This is a genomic window from Synergistaceae bacterium (genome assembly GCA_031267575.1).
GTDB lineage: Bacteria > Synergistota > Synergistia > Synergistales > Aminobacteriaceae > JAIRYN01.
Genome location: JAIRYN010000059.1, coordinates 1 through 18,781, shown reverse-complemented (window position 1 = coordinate 18,781; position 18,781 = coordinate 1). Strand labels below are relative to the sequence as shown.

At 50.2% G+C, this 18,781-nt stretch carries 16 protein-coding genes and 1 pseudogene; 10 read left to right on the top strand and 7 right to left on the bottom strand.

Going from position 1 to position 18,781, the window contains the following annotated elements; translation table 11 throughout:
- Positions 1-36: 36 nt before the first annotated feature.
- A complete protein-coding gene (locus LBJ36_10245) occupies positions 37-975 on the top strand; it encodes a PD-(D/E)XK nuclease family protein (GenBank protein MDR1379413.1) in 939 nt (312 codons plus the stop codon).
- A 185-nt stretch (positions 976-1,160) separates the two neighbouring features.
- Here the strand turns inward: LBJ36_10245 and LBJ36_10240 are convergent, their stop codons facing one another.
- Complete coding sequence (locus LBJ36_10240; protein ID MDR1379412.1) at positions 1,161-1,352, bottom strand: transposase; 192 nt, start codon at positions 1,350-1,352, stop codon at positions 1,161-1,163.
- Between the two features lie 149 nt (positions 1,353-1,501).
- Here LBJ36_10240 and LBJ36_10235 point away from each other — a divergent pair, with 149 nt between their 5' ends.
- Together LBJ36_10235 and LBJ36_10230 are read left to right on the top strand one after the other, a co-directional pair.
- Complete coding sequence (locus tag LBJ36_10235; GenBank protein ID MDR1379411.1) at positions 1,502-1,666, top strand: hypothetical protein; 165 nt, start codon at positions 1,502-1,504, stop codon at positions 1,664-1,666.
- A gap of 70 nt (positions 1,667-1,736) precedes the next feature.
- Positions 1,737-1,916, top strand: a complete 180-nt coding sequence (locus tag LBJ36_10230; GenBank protein MDR1379410.1) for a hypothetical protein — start codon at positions 1,737-1,739, stop codon at positions 1,914-1,916.
- A 244-nt stretch (positions 1,917-2,160) separates the two neighbouring features.
- Here LBJ36_10230 and LBJ36_10225 read toward each other — a convergent pair whose 3' ends face one another.
- The 4 genes from LBJ36_10225 to selA are packed head-to-tail and all read right to left on the bottom strand — an operon-like array spanning position 2,161 to position 7,391.
- Positions 2,161-3,072 carry an MBL fold metallo-hydrolase gene (locus LBJ36_10225; GenBank protein MDR1379409.1) on the bottom strand — a complete coding sequence of 304 codons (912 nt, stop codon included), beginning with the start codon at positions 3,070-3,072 and terminating at the stop codon, positions 2,161-2,163.
- 37 nt (positions 3,073-3,109) lie between these two features.
- On the bottom strand, positions 3,110-3,865 hold the full coding sequence (nudC, locus tag LBJ36_10220; GenBank protein MDR1379408.1) for an NAD(+) diphosphatase: 756 nt from the start codon (positions 3,863-3,865) through the stop codon (positions 3,110-3,112).
- Between the two features lie 5 nt (positions 3,866-3,870).
- Positions 3,871-5,850 (bottom strand): selenocysteine-specific translation elongation factor, encoded by a 1,980-nt coding sequence (gene selB, locus LBJ36_10215; GenBank protein ID MDR1379407.1) that lies wholly within the window; start codon positions 5,848-5,850, stop codon positions 3,871-3,873.
- Positions 5,847-7,391 (bottom strand): L-seryl-tRNA(Sec) selenium transferase, encoded by a 1,545-nt coding sequence (gene selA, locus LBJ36_10210; GenBank protein ID MDR1379406.1) that lies wholly within the window; start codon positions 7,389-7,391, stop codon positions 5,847-5,849. Before selA ends, selB begins: the two co-directional genes overlap by 4 nt.
- 189 nt (positions 7,392-7,580) lie before the next feature.
- On the opposite strand from selA, the gene yedF reads away from it, so the two are divergent.
- On the top strand, positions 7,581-8,252 hold the full coding sequence (gene yedF, locus LBJ36_10205) for a sulfurtransferase-like selenium metabolism protein YedF (protein ID MDR1379405.1): 672 nt from the start codon (positions 7,581-7,583) through the stop codon (positions 8,250-8,252).
- 194 nt (positions 8,253-8,446) lie between these two features.
- Here the strand turns inward: yedF and LBJ36_10200 are convergent, their stop codons facing one another.
- Complete coding sequence (locus LBJ36_10200) at positions 8,447-10,417, bottom strand: S9 family peptidase (protein MDR1379404.1); 1,971 nt, start codon at positions 10,415-10,417, stop codon at positions 8,447-8,449.
- Positions 10,410-10,754, bottom strand: a complete 345-nt coding sequence (locus tag LBJ36_10195; GenBank protein ID MDR1379403.1) for a hypothetical protein — start codon at positions 10,752-10,754, stop codon at positions 10,410-10,412. Before LBJ36_10195 ends, LBJ36_10200 begins: the two co-directional genes overlap by 8 nt.
- Positions 10,755-11,488: 734 nt before the next feature.
- Between LBJ36_10195 and cas6 the strand changes: the two genes are divergently transcribed.
- The 6 genes and pseudogenes from cas6 to LBJ36_10165 form a co-directional block, all read left to right on the top strand.
- Entirely contained in the window at positions 11,489-12,244 is a 756-nt protein-coding gene (gene cas6 / locus LBJ36_10190) for a CRISPR-associated endoribonuclease Cas6 (protein MDR1379402.1), read from the top strand.
- 125 nt (positions 12,245-12,369) lie between these two features.
- Positions 12,370-14,483: pseudogene (locus tag LBJ36_10185) on the top strand (TM1802 family CRISPR-associated protein).
- 1 nt (position 14,484) lies between these two features.
- Positions 14,485-15,471, top strand: a complete 987-nt coding sequence (cas7b, locus tag LBJ36_10180) for a type I-B CRISPR-associated protein Cas7/Csh2 (GenBank protein ID MDR1379401.1) — start codon at positions 14,485-14,487, stop codon at positions 15,469-15,471.
- 6 nt (positions 15,472-15,477) lie between these two features.
- Positions 15,478-16,191, top strand: coding sequence for a type I-B CRISPR-associated protein Cas5b (cas5b, locus tag LBJ36_10175; GenBank protein MDR1379400.1), 714 nt, complete (start codon positions 15,478-15,480; stop codon positions 16,189-16,191).
- Positions 16,142-18,412, top strand: coding sequence for a CRISPR-associated helicase Cas3' (cas3, locus tag LBJ36_10170; GenBank protein ID MDR1379399.1), 2,271 nt, complete (start codon positions 16,142-16,144; stop codon positions 18,410-18,412). Before cas5b ends, cas3 begins: the two co-directional genes overlap by 50 nt.
- Positions 18,413-18,430: 18 nt before the next feature.
- The coding region (locus LBJ36_10165) for a CRISPR-associated protein Cas4 (GenBank protein MDR1379398.1) at positions 18,431-18,781 on the top strand (351 nt) is incomplete at its 3' end.

Below are 18,781 nucleotides of genomic sequence, written 5' to 3'. Positions count from 1 at the left end.
TGGCTGGAGCGTTTCCTAGCTGGATGGAGGAATCAAATGAACAAGAACGAGGTGGATGTTCTGACGGTCCTAAAAGCGACGGCGACCGAGTTGCACCTTTGTCAACGTTGTCCAAGATTGTTGGCCTATTTGAAAAATGGTCGACAGAACGCTTGGGCGGTGGGAATTAGGGGGAGCAACATCAGCTACGGGAAGCTGTTTCACAAGGCCATTACCGGCGCTTTTCACGCGAGCGCCGCGAGCCCCGACTCTCCTCAGCGCGCGGCGTTGGCGGAAGTTTTCCAGGACGCGTCTTCCGACTTGAACTTGAAAGAACGGCTGGAAAAAATGGTTCGCACGTATTATTTCAATCCTTTTCTGGCAAATAACAGCGCTAAGTTGCTCGACAAACAGATTATGGCACTTGCGAAGGCCACGGATCTCTGGGTCGGGTACTTGGCAAACTTTCTGTCATGTATTCCCTCGCTGTTCGCCTCTCCTGAAAAATGCATGGGCAAGGTGTTCCATCAGCCTGAAAAGACTTTGTACGCCACCTATCTTTATCCCGACGGACAGACGCTTTTGGTGAGCGGCCGGTACGACGGCCTGCTTTTCAATCCTGACGCGACTGAAACGGTTTTGTTCGAGTTCAAATGTTTCGAGTCCTCGGATGTTACGGTGGAGCTGTCGCAAACTCTAGTCTACGCATGGCTTGTCTTCGTCGCGACGAGCATCGTCCCCTCCATCAAGCTGATCTACTTGGAGGATGAAGCCCCTATCGACGTCGTCGCCTCAGATGTGAAAACGATGATGAATAACTTGCCCCCTCTTTTTCGCGTAACACGACAGGTGCTGGAGAAGCGCCTTCCCCTTCCAGTCGCGGCCGATTCTTTCTTGTGCCGGGACTGCCCCTACGACGCGCAGTGCGACAAAGACTGGGGAGAACGTCACGCCTCCAAAGCGCCGAGCTCCCCAGTGCCGAAAACGGAGCCATAGGATGAGGAGAAGACGGCGCGAGACAAAAGGCAAAAGCAAGGCAAAGGACAAAAGCGCATAACCCAACTGCTGGAAGCGCTGCGTCAGCATCGCCTCATCGTGATCGTGGAAGGCAAAGGAACATTAAAGGCCCACGTTTCATAGGACCTACAGGTTGCCGTTCCGTCAGACCCATTCAAATCTGTCTAAACAGATTCAAAGCTGACTTCCTGCTTCACTGAGGCCAGTTTCACCACCATCTCGTGACGATGGCCAGAGCTTTCCTCTCCACAAGCTAACACCGCGGAACTCACGGCGTAATTTCTTAAATTGATCGTTGCGTTCACGTCTCGGTCACGATGTACGCCGCATTGCGGACACGTCCACTCCCGAAGCAATAGCGACAACTACTCTAATTTATTCATAATTATGTATATTAACATAGATTCAGTCATATTTCAATCGAACTGTTTACACCCTTGCCTTACCCTCTGCCTTACCCTCTCCGTCGCTGATTCAGGCACAGAGCGATTATGTCAGCGTGGACGTGCCCCGAAGCGTCCGTCAACCCCTGAGTTTGGTCGATTTGGTCGATATGATGAAAATGGCCGCTCCGACTCGCCCGAAATCCGAAGCCACGTTTCTCCTAGGCTTGGACATCGACGGCAGGGTCTTCTGGGTGGATCTGGCCGAGCCGCCGGGATACACCTGATTCTGGTGACCCAGCGCCCCGACGCCAAGGTGGTAACAGGCATAAGGCGAATCTGCAACTACGCGTTGCGTTGAAGGTGACCAGCCAAGCCAACAGCCAGATCATTCTGGGAGAGGGAGTGGGGCAGGCGCAATACCTTCTGGGACACGGCGACCTGCTGGTGGGAGGCAGCGTTCCCCTACAACACCTTCAAGCTCCTCTGGCCTCGGCGGATATGCTGAGAGCGGAGTACTGGAGCCAACAGGGCTAAGAGATATCTCACTGTCCGCTACGGATCAGGCATATCACGCGCGATTTGTTCTTCTACGGTTGTTTTCGTTCGCAAGAACGCCTTGCGCGTGTTTTTTATTAACACTTCGACAACACTTCGACGGTTTTCATATTGATGATTTTTACTTTAGGGCAACATCGTACCGTTCCGGACAATGGATTTCCCGTCTCAAAACAATTTCTCCAACAACCTCGTCGCTCGTCGTGACGTTTTTTGCCGATCACTATGGGGCAGAGGCCGTAAAAGTGTAGCCGCTTTCTGGGTTGGGGGTAATCTCTCCTACGCCGGGGTAGGGAACGTGCATTCCCGCCACGGGAATTTTTTCCTCCGAGACGTATTTCAGAACGGTCAACCGTGAGGCCACAGCTTCCTCTGGGTTAACGTCGTATGTCATAGCCACCTGTGGCACGGGCATCTGAATCGCCATAGCATGAGTCAGGTCCCCCCAAATCAGAAGCCTTACCCCATCGGACTCTATCATATAAAGCGTGTGACCAGGCGTATGACCAAAAGCCGCGATGGTTTTGATGCCGGGCAGAAGAAACTCCGGTTCGACATCGATCCCACGGGGGTCGAAGGTCTGTACGGCGTTGCCATAGGCCGTTAGCGCTTTTTGGCTGTTCTGAAAACCACCCTGCCGGTCTTCCGGGAAGGTCTTCATGATTTCCTCGCTGGCCCAGTAGTCGCGCTCCTGCCGCGCCAGGTAGAGTTTGGCATTGGGAAAGGCGAGTTTGTTCTCCTCGGTCAACAAGCCGCCGATGTGGTCGCCGTGCATGTGAGTCAATAAAACAGCGTCGATCAATTCTGGCTCTACACCGACGCTTTTCATGTTTTTGAAAAGCTCTCTCCCGAATCCTGTGTCGATGAGAACTACCCGGTCCGGCGTGCGAACGAGAAAAGTGTTGACCGCCGTAGGGTAAGTCCCGCTGGGCATGTATTTTTTCATCATTTCATCGTCGGTTCCGATGAGGGTTCCGCCGCTTCCCTGGGACTGCCCCTCGGACAAAAGAATCACTTCAAAGGCTCCGAGCTGGTATTTGTATACATTGGGAATATCCGCCGCAAACGCCTGCGTGTTCATCGAAAACAGAATAATCGCCACCGCGCACCACATAAAAACACCACTAAATTTCATGTTACAACCGACCTCCCTTACTGTTATATATTCAATATTATATACTTTTCATCCGCCGAGCGAAGTCGTCGATGAGCTTTCGTGAGATGCTGAGGGCTGGTGGGATGTCGGGGAACTCGTTGGGGGCGAACCAGCCAGCGTCGTCCAACTCCACACCATCGGGGCACAAATCCCCGTTCTTCCATCGTGCGGTGAAACCTAACATCAGCGAGCAAGGAAAAGGCCACGGCTGGCTTCCAAAATAGCGAACATCCTGGACTTCTATCCCAACCTCCTCCATAATCTCCCGCCGCACTGTCTGTTCCAGAGACTCACCAGGCTCAACAAACCCCGCAATGACGCTGTAGCGCCTCGATGGCATACGGGTGTTGTGGGCGAGAAGGAGCTTTCCGTCGCGTTCCACGGCGACGATCACCGCCGGGTGAAGGGGGGCGTAAATCACACGGCCGCAGTTCTCGCACCGCAACCCTCGCTCTTCCTCCTTCGGTGACAAGGGGGCGCCGCAACTGGAGCAGAACCGAGAGTGTCGCAGCCAGTTCATGTATTGATAGGCCGTTCCTGCCCGAGCAAAGGTCTCCTCCCCCCACCTCTGCCAGACATCCCGCAGGTCCACCCATTCATTTTCGCACACTAGGTTCTCTTCCCATTCCTTCACTTCGCACCAAGTGGGTAAGGATAAGTCCTGCCAAGCAGGTGGAAGCTGACGGGAATCTCTCACCACGTTCGAGGTTGGGCTCTCCAGCTCACAAAAATCACCCTGCGCCAACAGCTTGTCTCCCTTGAACACGAACACCGGCTCTACCGTCCCTTCACGACGCGGATATCTCCCACCCGGCGCGTGTGGCCCTGGGAGTCGAAGTACTCCAGAATAGGAAGGATAAACTTACGGCTACTGTTTGTGGCGTCGCGAACGGCGGCGAGGGTCACATCGCTTTCGATTTTTCTCAAGACTTCTATCATGTTATTTTCCACCTCATTTGTCAACAGAAACTCGCCTGGCAACAGCACAAGCCTGCGGGTATTTTTTAAATCTTGATTTTTTAAACTTTGAATCAAAAGAGAGAAAGCGCGGGGGTCCATTTTCAGCTCCGTCCGGGCCTCTTCCAGCGTGGGTGGTTGAAAGCCCTTTCTCCGGCAGTAAGCGAAAAGAGCTTCTTCGTTTTTGCGCAAAACCTCATCGTCCCTGGGCGTGAAATCAGGCAGACGCGCCCTGCCGTTTTCCAGGACAACGATTCCTTTCTCCACCAAGAGAGAGATTAGGGAGCGCGCTGCCTTACCATCTCGCACTTTTTTGAGAATAAGTCCCGACAACACCAGTTCGTCGAAAAGCATTCCATCCTTCGAACTGTAAGTTTTATGATAAGCTCTCAGAATATCCCTCGTCGTCGAGATCAGTTCCTCGAAAAAAGACGGGGACAGGTAGATGGGCTTGTTTCCTTTCAGCTCCAGGACCTCGTCCTTTTTCAGAACCCGACCGGCTATGGTGGACAATTCGGCCGGAGACTCCTGAACTAGCACCGAGGCGCGGTCGAAATCCAGGATCCCAGCTTGCCCGACCAAGAGCGAAAACCGTTCCTCGATGGAGGTGGAGACTCCCAGAGCTCGTATCCGGCGCGACATCAGAGCGCGGGCCGCGGTACCTCTAGGTTTGCATCCGTAGGGAAAGACCACTCGACCGCCGCCGATGGTGACGAGGGGACTGTAAAACCGGACGATGAATCGTTGATTCGCGATGCAGACCACATTCTCCTCCAGCACTAACTGAGCCGGAGCCTCTTCGCCGGGCAAGATACGCTTGCTTTCCAGAAGGGAAACCCGCGCCAGTACATCGGAGGTCCCGATGTAGACGCGAACCCGTTGCCAGTGCTTCACGGGCTCCACGGCAGAGGGCAGAATCCTCAAAATAGCGTCGAAACAACGCGTGTCCAGGTAAATGCCCTTGCGGCAGATCACGTCACCTCGAGCCAGGTCGTCCACCGCGATGTTGGATAAGTTCGCCGCCACACGCTGTCCGGCATAGGCCTCTTTCACTGTTTGCCCATGAACTTGAAGGCTTCGTATCTTCGCCTCCCGCTTCTTCCCGTTTTTTCCATCTCCACCGGTGGGAAAAACCTCCACCTCATCTCCCGGATGGACGACGCCGCGATAAGCCGTCCCCGTCACCACCGTGCCGAAACCCGATATGGGAAACGCTCGATCAATGGGCAAAAACAGCGCTCCTTTTCGCGGGCGCGGGTGTACCCGATTCACCAAGGTCATCAGCTCCTTTTGGAGAACATGGAGGTTCTGTCCTGTCACGGCCGAGAGTGAAACAATTTTTTTTCCCTGAAGGAAGGTCCCCTTGACAAACTCTTCCACGTCTTCCTCTACCAGCTTCAACATTTCGGGTTCGACCCTGTCCGATTTAGTGATGGCGATTAGACCGTCTTTGACGCCCAAAAGCTCCAGAATCGCTAGGTGCTCTCGCGTCTGAGGCATGACGCTCTCGTCCGCCGCCACCACCAACAACACGGCATCCACGCCCGACGCGCCCGCTACCATCTGGCGGATGAAGCGCTCATGACCTGGGACGTCGATGACGCTGATGACGCGACCGTCTTCAAGGCGTAATGGAGCGAAACCCAGCTCGATCGTGATGCCTCGCTTCTTTTCCTCCAGCAGCCGATCGCAATCCACACCAGTCAAAGCGGCTACCAGCGCCGTTTTGCCGTGGTCGATGTGGCCGGCCGTGCCGATAACCAAAGATATTTCCCGTGATATTTCCCGTTCTTCGCTCATCTTGCGTTTTGTCTTTCAGGGGAGTTTTCTTTGTTTTCTTTGTTTTTTTCGTTTGACATCGCGTTCAGCTCGTCAAAGGCTCGCAAAATTTCCCTTTCTCCTTCCGCTTCTTTTTCTCCTTCTCCTGCTGCATGCAGAGTCCGCATGTGGATCACCAGGGCATCCTCCCGAGCCCCGCACAAGATGGGGATCTCTCGGTCGCGCAGGAGTTTTTGCAAATGTCCGGCGTTGCCCCTAGGGTGTTTCGTCACAGTGACGCCCCAACCCATCAGAGGCAAGGCAGGGCAAGAACCACCTCCCACCGCGTCTTCTACGGCTATGACCAAAATTTCGGCTTGGGGTCCAATTACTTTGCGAAGTTTCTCAGCCAGGCGCTCCGCTTGGTTTTTCATGGATTCTGGAGTCCGGCGCAGCATGGCCAGAGTGGGTATCCTGTCGTAGTCGCCCTTTCTATAAAGGCGTAGGGTAGCCTCGAAGGCCGCCAAGGTCAATTTGTCCACGCGAAGGGCCCGTAGCAAAGGGTGTTCCCTCAACCGGTCCACAAAGTTTTTCTTGCCGACGATACCGCCGATCTGGGGGCCACCCAGTAACTTGTCTCCGGAGAACGTCACCAAATCCACGCCCTCTCGGAGGCAGTTTTTCACGTCCGTTTCCCCTTCGAAAACCGGACCCAGGATTTGTTTCTCTACCAGAAGCCCGCTACCAGCGTCCTCCATGAAGATCAACCCTTGTGTGTGAGCCAAGGCGGCCAGTGCCTTTCTCTCTGGAGCCGCCGTGAAACCCTCCATTCTGAAATTAGAAGGGTGAATCTTCAGCAGTAGGGATGTCTTTTCCGTAATGGCCTTGGTATAGTCCTCCAAGTGCGTTCTGTTAGTGGTTCCCGTCTCCACCAGGATGGCACCGGAGGACACTATAATGTCGGGGATGCGGAAAGAACCGCCGATTTCCACGAGTTCGCCTCGCGACACAACGACCTCCAACCCCTGAGCCAGGGCGGAAAGACAGAGCAACACGGCCCCTGCGTTATTGTTAACCACCAGGGCAGCCTCTGCGTTCGAAAGTTCGCAAAGGAGTGCTTCCACGTGATCATTCCGGTTTCCCCGTGTTCCCTCCTCTAGGTCGTACTCCAGATTGCTATAGCCCTGGGCGACCTCCCGCATCGCCTGAATGGCGTCCTGGGCCAGACAAGAACGTCCCAGGTTTGTATGCACCACCACTCCCGTAACGTTAATGACTGGCCTCAGATGTCGACGCGCCTTGACCCTCAAAAGAGACTCAAGGGTTTTCATCAATGTATCCATCAATGTATCCATCAATGTATCCGGCGAGACATCCGCGTCATTTCCCGCCAGAAGGCGCTGCCGGACACGCGCCAGTTCTTCGTTAAACGTTCGCTTGACCGTATCCCGCCCCAGCTCGTTCTGCCATGGGATAGTCCATTCTTTTTCGAGAAGAATGTCCATGCCTGGGATCATGCGCATCTTTCGTTCGATTCCATCAATTTTTTCGTCATTATTTTTTTCATCATTATTGCCGCTCATTATCGATGCTCCTCGCCAATTCGATAGCATAATACAATCGAAGTTCTCTTGATTGTCGCTCTCACTTCGATCGTTCTATAATAAACCCAAATGATAAAATCACGCGGAACATCACATGGAACAGCAACAGGAATCCCAACAGGAACAGCAACAGGAACACCAACAATATATTTGGGAGGAACGAGCAGAATGAAGAAAATCGACGCGAGAGGTAAACAGTGCCCGGAACCAGTCATCATGACCAAGACCTGCGTGGATCGGGGCGAGGAGGAGTTGGAGGTCCTGCTGGACAACCCGGTCTCGGCCACCAACGTGCGGCGCTTTCTGGAGAGCAAGGGTTTTGGGGTTCAACTGAGAGACGATGAGGGGCAACTCACGATTTCGGCAAGGAGACAAGTAGAGCAAGCGCCATCAGAGCAACCCGACCAGGCTTTAATTGAGACTGCGGCGGCTGCGGTTGCCCAAGCCTCCGGTGACTGGCCTCTTCCGTCTCGTGCAGAGTTCGCTCCCTGTCCCTCGACGAAAGAAACCTTTTCCGTCCTCATCACCTGCAATATCCTTGGGCGCAACGATCAGCAGTTGGGAGAAGTCCTGATGAAAAGTTTTTTGGGGACTTTGTCGCAGTTGGACGAGCCGCCTTGCGCGGTGGCGCTCATGAACGAGGGAGTCAAGCTGGCCCTTTACGATTCCTCCTCCTGCGATCACTTGAAGAACTTAGTAAAGAAGGACGTGATTCTCCTCGTCTGTGGAACCTGCGTCAGTCACTTCCAGATCGCCGAGCAGATTGGAGCCGGAACAATCTCCAACATGTTTGAAATCGTCGAGACCTTGAACAGAGCGAACAAGATTCTCACACTGTAGAAATCGTGAGTGTGAGTTATGAGGATAATTAAAGAGCGCGATGTGTAAAACGGCCTGAATGCTGAGAAAATAAAAAGGGTTTTTCGAGAGCAAGAAAACGTTTCTTCCTCTCGAAACCCCTTCTTCTTCTTCAACATCAACATCAACATCAACATCAACTTTCCAGAGGATTATCGCCGATTACTGAATTGATGTTACAAATGTTCTTTGAACCACTTGATAATCTCTTGGAGCCGTGCCAGACGAGACTTGGGACGACCTCCGCGGCTGAGTTCATGGTTTTCGCCCTTGAAGACACAAATCTTGCTCTCCACGCCGTTACGCTTCAGCGCCGAAAACATCTGGAGTCCCTGGGATACCTCACAGCGATGATCCTCGTCGGAGTGAATAACCAAAGTAGGAGTCTTGATCTGATCGGCGTACTTCAGAGGAGAGTGCCACCACAGCTTGTCGACATCGCTCCAAACGTCAGCGGCCTGCTGATCCGCCACGAAATAATGGCCGATGTCGGAAAGTCCCGTCATCGAAACCCAGTTGCAGATACTGCGCTGGGTAACCGCCGCCCGAAAACGGTCCGTGTGTCCCACGATCCAGTTCGTCATAAAACCTCCATAGGAGCCCCCCGTCACTCCCATCCTATTCTTGTCCACGAAAGGCAGCGTCTCCACCGCCCAATCCGTGAATAGCATCAGGTCGTCGTAGTCGATGGTGCCGTACTTGCCTCGGATGTCGTCGAACTCATTGCCCTTGCCGTCGCTGCCTCGCGGATTACAGAATAGCACAACGAAGCCCTCCGCGGCCCAGCACTGCATTTCGTGGACGAAAACGTCGCCGAACGTCATCTTAGGTCCGCCGTGTATGTGGAGTAGAGTCGGATATTTTTTGCCCACCTCGAAGCCCACGGGACGCATATACCAGCAGTCAAGTCCCCAGGGTGTTCCATTTTCCAGGTGAACGTACTCGGGAACGCTGAGTTCGCGACTGGCTATCATTGCGCGGTTGAAGTCAGTCAGGCGACGTTCTCGACCGTTTTCCACCAGATAGAGTTCCTGAAGAAAAAGCCCCTCCAAACCCACCACCGCGGCGCAATCTCCTCGCACGTCGAAATCGTCTACGCTGCGAAGCTCCTGCGTGACTTGCTCAATGCTCCCATCGGCCCAAAGCCTGTGGAGGCGCGCGTGATAATCGTCCGTGGAAACGAACCACGCGCTGGGGGAAGAAGCACTGGAATCGACCCAGAACGCCAGGTTCATGTCGGTGAGTCCGTAGCGGCAATCACAGATGACGGAACTTCGCAGTCCCCTGTCCAGTTCGGGAGTTAAACAGTCGAGTTTTTCCTTGGTTTCTTCTTTGAGGTAGAAACGGGCGTTCTCGTTTTTACCGTAATGTTTCATGTTCGTGCCCGTCGCCAAAACCCCACCTCCAAAAGGAGCGGCACAGAACCAAGCGAAGGATTCCTGAGGCAAAAGGGCGGTCACGGCTCCGTTTTCCAGGTTGAACTCCCACACACCGCTGGTCTCCGGCATCACGTCCTTGTAGACCATTCCCACCGCCAAGGCGCGTTTACGATCAGTGGAAATTCGCGTCTGTCCCACGGCCATGTCCTCGGGAGAGAGGTGCCGCAAGTCCGCCGTGGAAATGGCGTAGGAGGAAAGGGCCGCACGTTTCTGGCCCGTGAAACCCTTTCCGTTGGAGCAGAAGGGGATCTGAGTAAAGATCATGTAGTCCGCGTCCTCAAATCGAGGTTCATCGGGGTCTGCGACGGTTTTCAAAAGCAGCTGGTCTTCACCCAGAGCCCACAGCTCGGTGACCGGCTCCGGTATCTGGGCTAAGAGTAAAGCCTCGCCACCCTCGACAACAATGGAGTAGAGTGCCGCTTTTTTCTTGTTTTCCTTTTCTTTTGGATCTTTCAGGCCACGTTCGCTGACTAAGAGAATTTTCGTTCCGTCCACGCTCCAACAGAAGGCTTTTTCAGATCCGGAGGAAGTGAGCTGCGTCGCCCTCTCCGACGCGAGGTTATAGATCCAGAGGTTGGAGAAATAGCGATTTTCTTTCAGATCTGCCTGATGGACCAAGAAAGCAATCTTCGCTCCGTCTGGAGAAAAACGTGGAGAGGACAAAAAACGATAGTTCAAGACATCGTGGGGATTGATGTGTTCATTCATGGTTGTCGCCTCCTGACAACGTGGATTCCGCGGCTATCGCGGAGAGAGCGATGGAGTTGAGTTTTTCCTCGGCGCTGGAAGCACGGGAGGTTACGACGATGGGGATCCTGGCTCCGACGACAATACCCGCCATTTGTGATCGGGCGCTAATGGTCAAACTTTTACCCAACAGGTTACCTGTCGTCATATTGGGAAGTATCAGCACGTCAAAATTTCTACAGTGCTGATTTATAGCCTCCAGAACATACTTATCCTCTGCCCTTGCCACGATGCCGTGCCGGCGCCGAGAAATATCCTGAGCCTTTCTTATCAGTTCATCGAAGTTTCTGTACTCCATCGCCCATTCCCTCCTCTATTAAAAACTATAACATGTAGTATGGTAGGATGCCAAGCTACACGTCCATTCTCGCGTGTAGGCCGCAAAGAAAAAACAGAAAGAATTCGGAGTCTATTCTGATAAAAATCCTCATAGCGACAAGTTTGCTCTACTAATGGACTCAATAATTCAGTAATTAGCTGAATAGACAAATTTTAATGTTTATGGGTAGAGTGTTTTCGCCTCCTCATGCGTTCCTCTATGCTCAATTGCAACGATGCTGATTCATGCTAAAATCAGTCTGGAGAGAGGTGGGTCTTATCGATAGGATCATCTTCGTAGCGCTTTAGTCGAGAAGAAATAACAATGGTCTATCCACCGGACCCTGCGGTGATTGACTACTATTTCTAGATCGACGGATAGTTTCCCGTGGGGACGCCCGTTCTGATAGCATATTGTGTTTGGCGTTTGTGACCCAAAGCGACATTGCCGTGGTGCAGGGAATAAACAAAAAAGGGAATAAACAAAAAAAGGAGGAAAGCAAACTTTTGGGCATTTTCGACCCGTTGGGCGCAAAGCTCGCGTGATAAAAAAACTTCCCGAAGGACACTGGCGACATCTTAGCATTATTTAGACGTCTATTCCGAGTGCATAGGGTTTGAACGATTACATTCTTTCAATACAGAGGCTTTTCTTCTCTAACTTTACTATACGAAAACTTTAAACTCTCAAGAATTTTAAAAGAGGTGAGGATTGTGCATTTGACTCTGCAATTCAATTCGCGGGAATCGAATGTTTTAAGGCTTCCTGCCGTCAACCTGCATCTTTTTCAGGCCCTTCTGTATAAGCTGTTGCCACCGGAGTTCTCCGCATTTCTTCACGACGAGGGCTACAGGGTGGACGGGAGACCGATGAAGCTTTTCGCGATGAGCTGGCCGATTTCCGCGACGCGACCGAGAGCGCGCGAGGGAAAGATTGAGTATGACTTGCCGATACGTCTCGTCGTCTCGACCCCTATCACCAACGCGCTGGATGGATTTGTCGGCGGAGCTTTCAAGAATGAGGATCTGCGCATCGGCAATACCTCGATTGTATGCGAGGGTGTGGAGGTGGTTCCTCTCACTGTGACGTCGGAGGAGCTTCACGTGAAAACGCTTTCTCCGATAACGTGCTACACGCAGATGCAACGAGGCGATGGGAGAAAGTATACCGTTTACTTCCACCCTTCCTCACCCGACTTCTCCGAATCAATCCACAACAACCTCGTCAAAAAATTCCGCGCGTTCCACCGCGCGCAGGAACCTCATCTGCCGGAGGGCAAGGTAGAGATAAGACCAGTGGGGAGGGTTCAGGAGCAAGTGGCCAAGTTCGACGAGAGAAGCAACTTTCCCATCAAGGGCTGGGAGGGAGAATTTGTGTTGAAAGGCCCGATTCCCCTACTGCAAATGGGCATCGATTGCGGGCTGGGAGCAAAAAATAGTGGCGGCTGGGGATGTGTGAGATTATTTTAGCAAATCGTGTTTTAGCAAATCGCTTGATTTTTCATACATAGCATAATAAAATCTATACCATCGATCAAAGATCAGAATTCCCCTTAAGGGGATGGAAATTTATGTTATGTGTGGATCGATGCATCATGCAATTCCTGTTAAGGGATTTAAATTTCAAGAAAGGGGGTGATGTCTTGGGCTTCTTAAACGCGGTGAAAGAATTGGGGCAGCTAGAGCTGGAGCGTTATTCTGGCGATGGCGAATTTGCGGATATTGATTCATTCCTTGAAATGCCGATGGGTATTATTGAGGCATCTCCAGGCGCGGAAGACGACAAAAAACAGCAGGGGCATTTGCGAGGAAAAGAAATATGGGTCTGTCTCGACGTCACGGATCCACAGGCGGAGACTTTGGAAGTGCAAGGCGTCAAAAAAATCGAGCTTGCCGATTTTTGGAGTGGGGCATCGGATGACTTGGATGACAGAAAAATGAAACGTCGATATTTATACCGAGATCCCCCGGGCAATAATACGACATGGCACTTTTCTCCAGTGCATAAGCTGGGTAGAGGCGTGAAAGATGGGCGCAAAGAACTGCTAGGGAAAGGAGGTGATTGGCGTTCCGATAAAAATAGTCGGTTTTATAAATTTTATAAATCTACATTGAAGGATTTTGAGGAAAGGGCAATTTTTTCGTATGGAGCTGTGGATAAAATCATGGATGATCTCGTTGAACGAGTGGATGAACTGGCCTCTCTCTGGAGCGAGAGTAAATCATCTTACCTACTTATCGTTTCGCCATGCGACGGAGATCATTTTCTTTATCCCGTCGAAGTTAAAAGTTACCTTGGCTATTTTCGTTCGCGACTGGCCAAGTCGACATCGAAATCCGCAAAGTCTGGCGCTAAGTTAAAAAAACATGAAGCAACAAAGGCGCACGAGTGTGCTATTTGTCATTCTTATTCGGAGAGCGGACTTAATCTTGATAAGGTTTTTGCCTTCGCGACTTTCGACAAAAAAGGTTTCTTGCCGGGCATGAATAATTCCGATGCGGCAAAGTCGAAAGTTTTTCCTGTGTGTGACCAATGTTACAAGTTGCTTTCCGAAGGGCGTAGCGTTATCGACAGAAAATTTTTGGACACCCAGTCCATCAGAAACGTCAGAATTTATCTTATTCCCGAGTTGCTGTCGAATAACGCCAACCTGAAGAGGGCGTCCAAAAACGTTGTCAATTTTCTTCAGGTAGGGTTGAAAAACGAATCCTTTGTTTCGGAGAAAGTTTTGGAACAAGAGGACGAGATTGTTTTCCATTTTGTCTTTTGGGAGCAAAATCAGGCGCAGGAGCGGTTGCTACTTATGGTCGAGGACGTTCCGCCGTCTAGACTGAAGCGTATTGAGGAACTATGGAAAGATTCGGTACAAGCGACAAAACGCTCCGATGTCGGAGATTCGTTGGGAGACGAGGGGCATGAGCGTCCGAATCGTTCCACGTTGGCGGTGGCAATCAGCTCAACCACAATGGCGATCACGTCACTTGCGGGTAAAAACGAGGGTGACAAAAAAGACAAAAGAGATAAGGGCGAGACGCTTGTGATGAAAGATTTTTTGCTGGATATTGTTGGCCGGCTCCTGAAAGGAGACAACATCGACGTATATACCGTGAAAAGCCTTGTCACGTCGCGGTTGCAAGGATTATTTGCGGACAGTGATTGGGTTGCGAAGTATGGAGCGCTCAGTATGAGTAGACTGCAACGTGTTTCAGATTTTTTTTACCGTGTCAATGAGGGGTGAATACGATGAATATAGATTTTTTTAGTGATTTCAAGGATCCTTACCTTCAGACCGACGAAGGGAAGGGAATATTTCTGGCGGGAATAACCTTGGGAATATTGGCAAAAAGTCAAATCGCCACTGGAGAACCTATCGATTCCGCTCCTTTATACAAACAGATTCGCTTCGGTCGACTTCAGAAACGTAACCTCATGGCTCTTTGGGCTAAAGCGCCGATACTGATAAGAACAACGCTCCATGAAACAAAAGTAGGGTATGCGGGGATGATAGAGTCTCTTTACGCTAAGTCCGGCGAATTGATTATCCGAGGCGGAGAGACAGGACTTGGCGTAAATGGCAATTTCGCCTTTTCCGTAGCGTTTTTGAATGCTTCCGATTATTTCTTTGGAAAAATTTTCGAAAAAAAAGACAATAAAAAAGACAATAAACAGGAGACTCCTAATAATCCTGGCAACGAGGGGGAAATTTGATATGGCTTTCGAGAACCGTAGAGAGATACTGTTTGTTTATAGTGTGAAGGATGCAAACCCCAACGGCGATCCGTTAAACTCAAACCATCCTAGATATGACGACGATAGCGGTCGAATTCTCGTTTCTGACGTTCGCGTTAAACGCACGATTCGCGATCAGTGGATCAGGGAAGGAAAGGATGTGTTCGTTGACGGCGAAACCAAGACATTAGAGAAGCGGGTCAATGAACTCAAAGCGAAATTTAGAGTGGATAGCGGGAAAGAGGCTCTTGCCAGGTGTGTGGATACAAGACTTTTTGGTGTCACTTTCGCCCTGGGCAAAGACGATAAAGATGACAAAGAGGGTAAGAGCAAGAGTAAAGGAGAAGCTTTCGCGTGGACAGGACCGGTCCAGTTCAAATGGGGGCGTTCGCTCCATAGGGCTGAAGTCATGATGATTCAAGGAACGGCGGCTTTTGCGACAAAAAAAGCAAAAAAAGCAAAAGATGAACAAGATGAACAAGATGAAAAAAAGCAGCGTTCTTTTCGCAACGAATACATCGTTCCCTTTGCGTTGATCGCCGATTACGCAATCGCAAACCAATACGCTTCTGTCACAACCGGAGCCACAGATGAGGACCTGGATTTTTTGTTCGATTCGATATGGCGGGGCACGGCGAATCTCATAACACGCAGCAAAGTCGGACACCAACCGCGTTTATTGATGGAAATCAACTACAGGGAAAAATTCGACGGAATCATCGGGGCATTGGACGAGAAAATTTCACTCCGTGGAAAAAATGGAGAGGAACTCTCCAGTGATCAGGAACAGTGCCTGAGGTCGTGTGACGAATTGTCGATCGATATATCGAAACTGCTGAAATCCATCGATCGTGTCGATCCAGAAATCAAGGCAGTTAGGTTGGTTCATGATTCTGATCTTAACATTGTTCAACTCAATTTGCTGGAGCAAAAACTCGGCGAAAGGCTGAAAAAGGAAGAGCGGTGAACACTCATGTCCGTCGTTTTTGATTGTTCGTCGGACATTGCGATGTTCAGAAAGCCGTATACCACGACTTCCTCGGTGTCGTTCGCGTTTCCTCCTCCGACCGCTGTAGCGGGATTGATTGGAAGTATCGTCGGTCTGGACAACAATGCCTCGGAAAACGCCTCTAACGCCGCTTATTGGAGCGCTTTTTCTGGAACGAGCGTCGCGATATCCATCAAAAAATCCGTTCAATGGCTGAGGGCCGCAATCAATTTCTGGAATACGAAAGACCCTCAAAAGTCACCCCATATTCAGGTAAAACACCAATTTGTGTTTCACCCCGAATATAGGATTTTCGTAAAAAACGGCATAGAATCACGTCTACGCGAGAAACTAGAAAAAAGCTCCTTTGTCTATACTCCCTATTTAGGAGTTGCCTATGCTCTTGCCGAGGTGTCTTACGTAGGTTATTTCGAAGATTTTCCGATTTCCGAAAAAGTGATTTCCGTCGGAACGGTACTTCCGTTTTGCGATGATGTTCAATTGGATTTTGCCGCCAAGTTGACTCGAGTATTCAAAGAAATCGTGCCTTTCAAACTTAGCGAAGATAGAGCGTTTTTGGAAAGCAAAACGGTTTTGTACTCCGATATTGGCGATAACAAACTCATTCTGAAGAATCGAGGATCGGTCAATGTCACTCGAAGCATGGACGAATTTGTTGCATGGTTCCCTGAGTGGTGATCTGGAGAGCCACCAAGGGAAAAAATTATACGATCATCTGCTTCAGTCGGCGTTATTTGCGCAAGATTTATTGCGTCATCATGAATTGATCGAACTAGAACAGCAAATGTTTCTTGCCGCCTGTACACACGACCTAGGCAAAGCTGACCCAGATTTTCAAAAAAAGCTCAATGGCGGAAAGGCGAGAGTGGAGCATTCCGCTCCCTCCGCCTATTTTACACTATCATGTGGGGAAGAACTTGATCTTTTCAGCCTCTTTCTCTGTGCCGAGGCTGTTCGCCGTCATCACTCCCATATCGAGAACTGGGAGGAGATCGCTACCTATTGGTTTTCTAAGCACAAATGTCTGGATAACATACACGACGAGATGAATGCGTTGCTACCCAAATGGCCAAGCGAGATAGAAGAAGACCGCTGGGAAAAACTTTTGGATATTATTGATGAGATCGACCCCAGTGATGGGCAAATGCAGAAAATTTGGTTCGAGTTGCGTACAATTTTGTCTCTACTCGTCGCTGGAGACAGGATGGACGCAATCAATGTCGAGCGCGTCCATTTCGAAGATTTCTCGAAATATAGAAAGCAGACTTTTCCGCAACGCAACGAAATGGACGCATGGCGCACAAAAGTTACGGAGACCTGTCTACAAAACGCATATGAGATCGACTCGTCTGGAATATTCACCCTGACGTTGCCGACGGGTTCGGGAAAGACCAACATCGGACTCAGCGTCGCTCATGTCATCGCTGAAAAATTGGACTACAAAACAATAATTTATGCTCTGCCTTTCATTAGTATTGTCGAGCAGAACGCCGACTTTGCCAAACACGTTTTCGGCGATACTGTGGTGCAAGAAGATCACAGTTTGATGCTGGCGGAAGATGAGGGCGAAAATATTCAGGACAATGGCGATAATTGGAAACGAATGTGCCGTTTGTTTAGATATTGGAACTCTCCAGTTGTCATTACAACTATGGTGCGCCTTTGGGAAACAATTTTCAACCCCAAAGCCTCGGCAACGATGGATTTTCATAGGTTAAGTAGAGCAGTTGTCATTCTGGACGAACCACAAGGAATAGCCCCGCGTCTTTGGCATGAGTTTGGAAAGGCATTGAAATATATCCACGAAAGATGGCACACGGTGTTCATTCTCATGACGGCTACTCAACCCGCAATCATAAACGAAGCCTGGCGTCGAGAACTCGCCCCACCGATAAAGTTTCCCTTTAAACGCCACAGATATCAATTTTTGCCGGGGAAATACACTGTCTCTGATCTGCCTGGCTTGTTGAGGGAACATGGGCTCCTGTCAGGTAAGTCCGGGCTTATTGTCATGAATACCAAAAAATCAGCGCTCGATGTCTTTAAGCTCCTTACGAAAGAATTGAAAGACGCTAAGGTCTATATGCTGTCTCGATGGATGTCGCCTCAGCATAGGCGTAAAACGCTCAAAACAATCAAACAATATCAGAAAGCCGGAGAACTTCATTATCTGGTGTCGACTCAGGTTGTGGAAGCAGGGGTTGACCTTGATTTTGATTGGGTTTTTAGGGATTTCGGGCCTCTCGACAGCATCATCCAAGTTGCGGGAAGGTGTAATCGCAGCTTGCTTCGTGGCGAAGGATTGGTCCTTATTGCTGAATTTTTCAACAAAGAGGGAAGCGGCGCCAAATCTTTTGCCGGTATGGTGTACGACGATGTTCCTCTGCGCTTCACCAAGGAAATTCTCGACAAAACATCCACTTTTGGAGATGGAGATGTCCAAAACGTCGTTGCTGATTATTACAAAAAACTTCTAGAGCGGCTTCATTCATATAAGATATGGGAAAAAATCAGACGCGGCCAGTGGGGAGAATACACTCCACTGATTAAGGAAAATAATTACGACGTGCCGGTCTACGTGGATAGAGATGGAACGTTAGATGAGTTGATCTATAAATTGAAAGATATGGACAAGTCTTTGCAGAATCGTGAAGATTTCAAAAGACTTCAAAACAAGTTGCAGCAACATGCTATAGAAGTCTCAAAAAAATATTTGACCGCATGGAGCGATAAAATTGGTAATTTTGTCACGAAGGGCAGTGAAAAAATGGAGTTCTTCGGCGATGATTACTGTATAATCCGCCCCTCTGGGATTGGGGAAAGCGAAGAGCATATCTATATCTATCATTCTATTGCCGGTTTTCAACCTCTCACAAGGGTTTCACAAGAGGACGAGTAGTCATGGTCACAATGGGAAGTGTTTCGATTGCCTTTCTCTGAGAAAGCGCGTATAGGCGGTACCTTAGTTTGGTATCATTCTATTTGCCAGAGGCAGGTTTGGCTAATGTCCAGAAGTGTTGCTCCGAATCCGGATAACGACTACCTTGCTCTCGGACGCTTGATAGACCAGAATACTTTTACTCGCGAAAAACACCAAATCACTTTTGGCGATAATAAATTCGACTTCGTTCAAGACAAAGACGGGGCGCTAATCGTGTCAGAAGTAAAAAAGAGCAGCCGTGCGGAAAGGTCCGCACTATTGCAGCTCGCTCACTATCTCTATGAGTTGAGAAAAGAAGGCATCGAAGCAAAAGGAGTGCTGCATTTC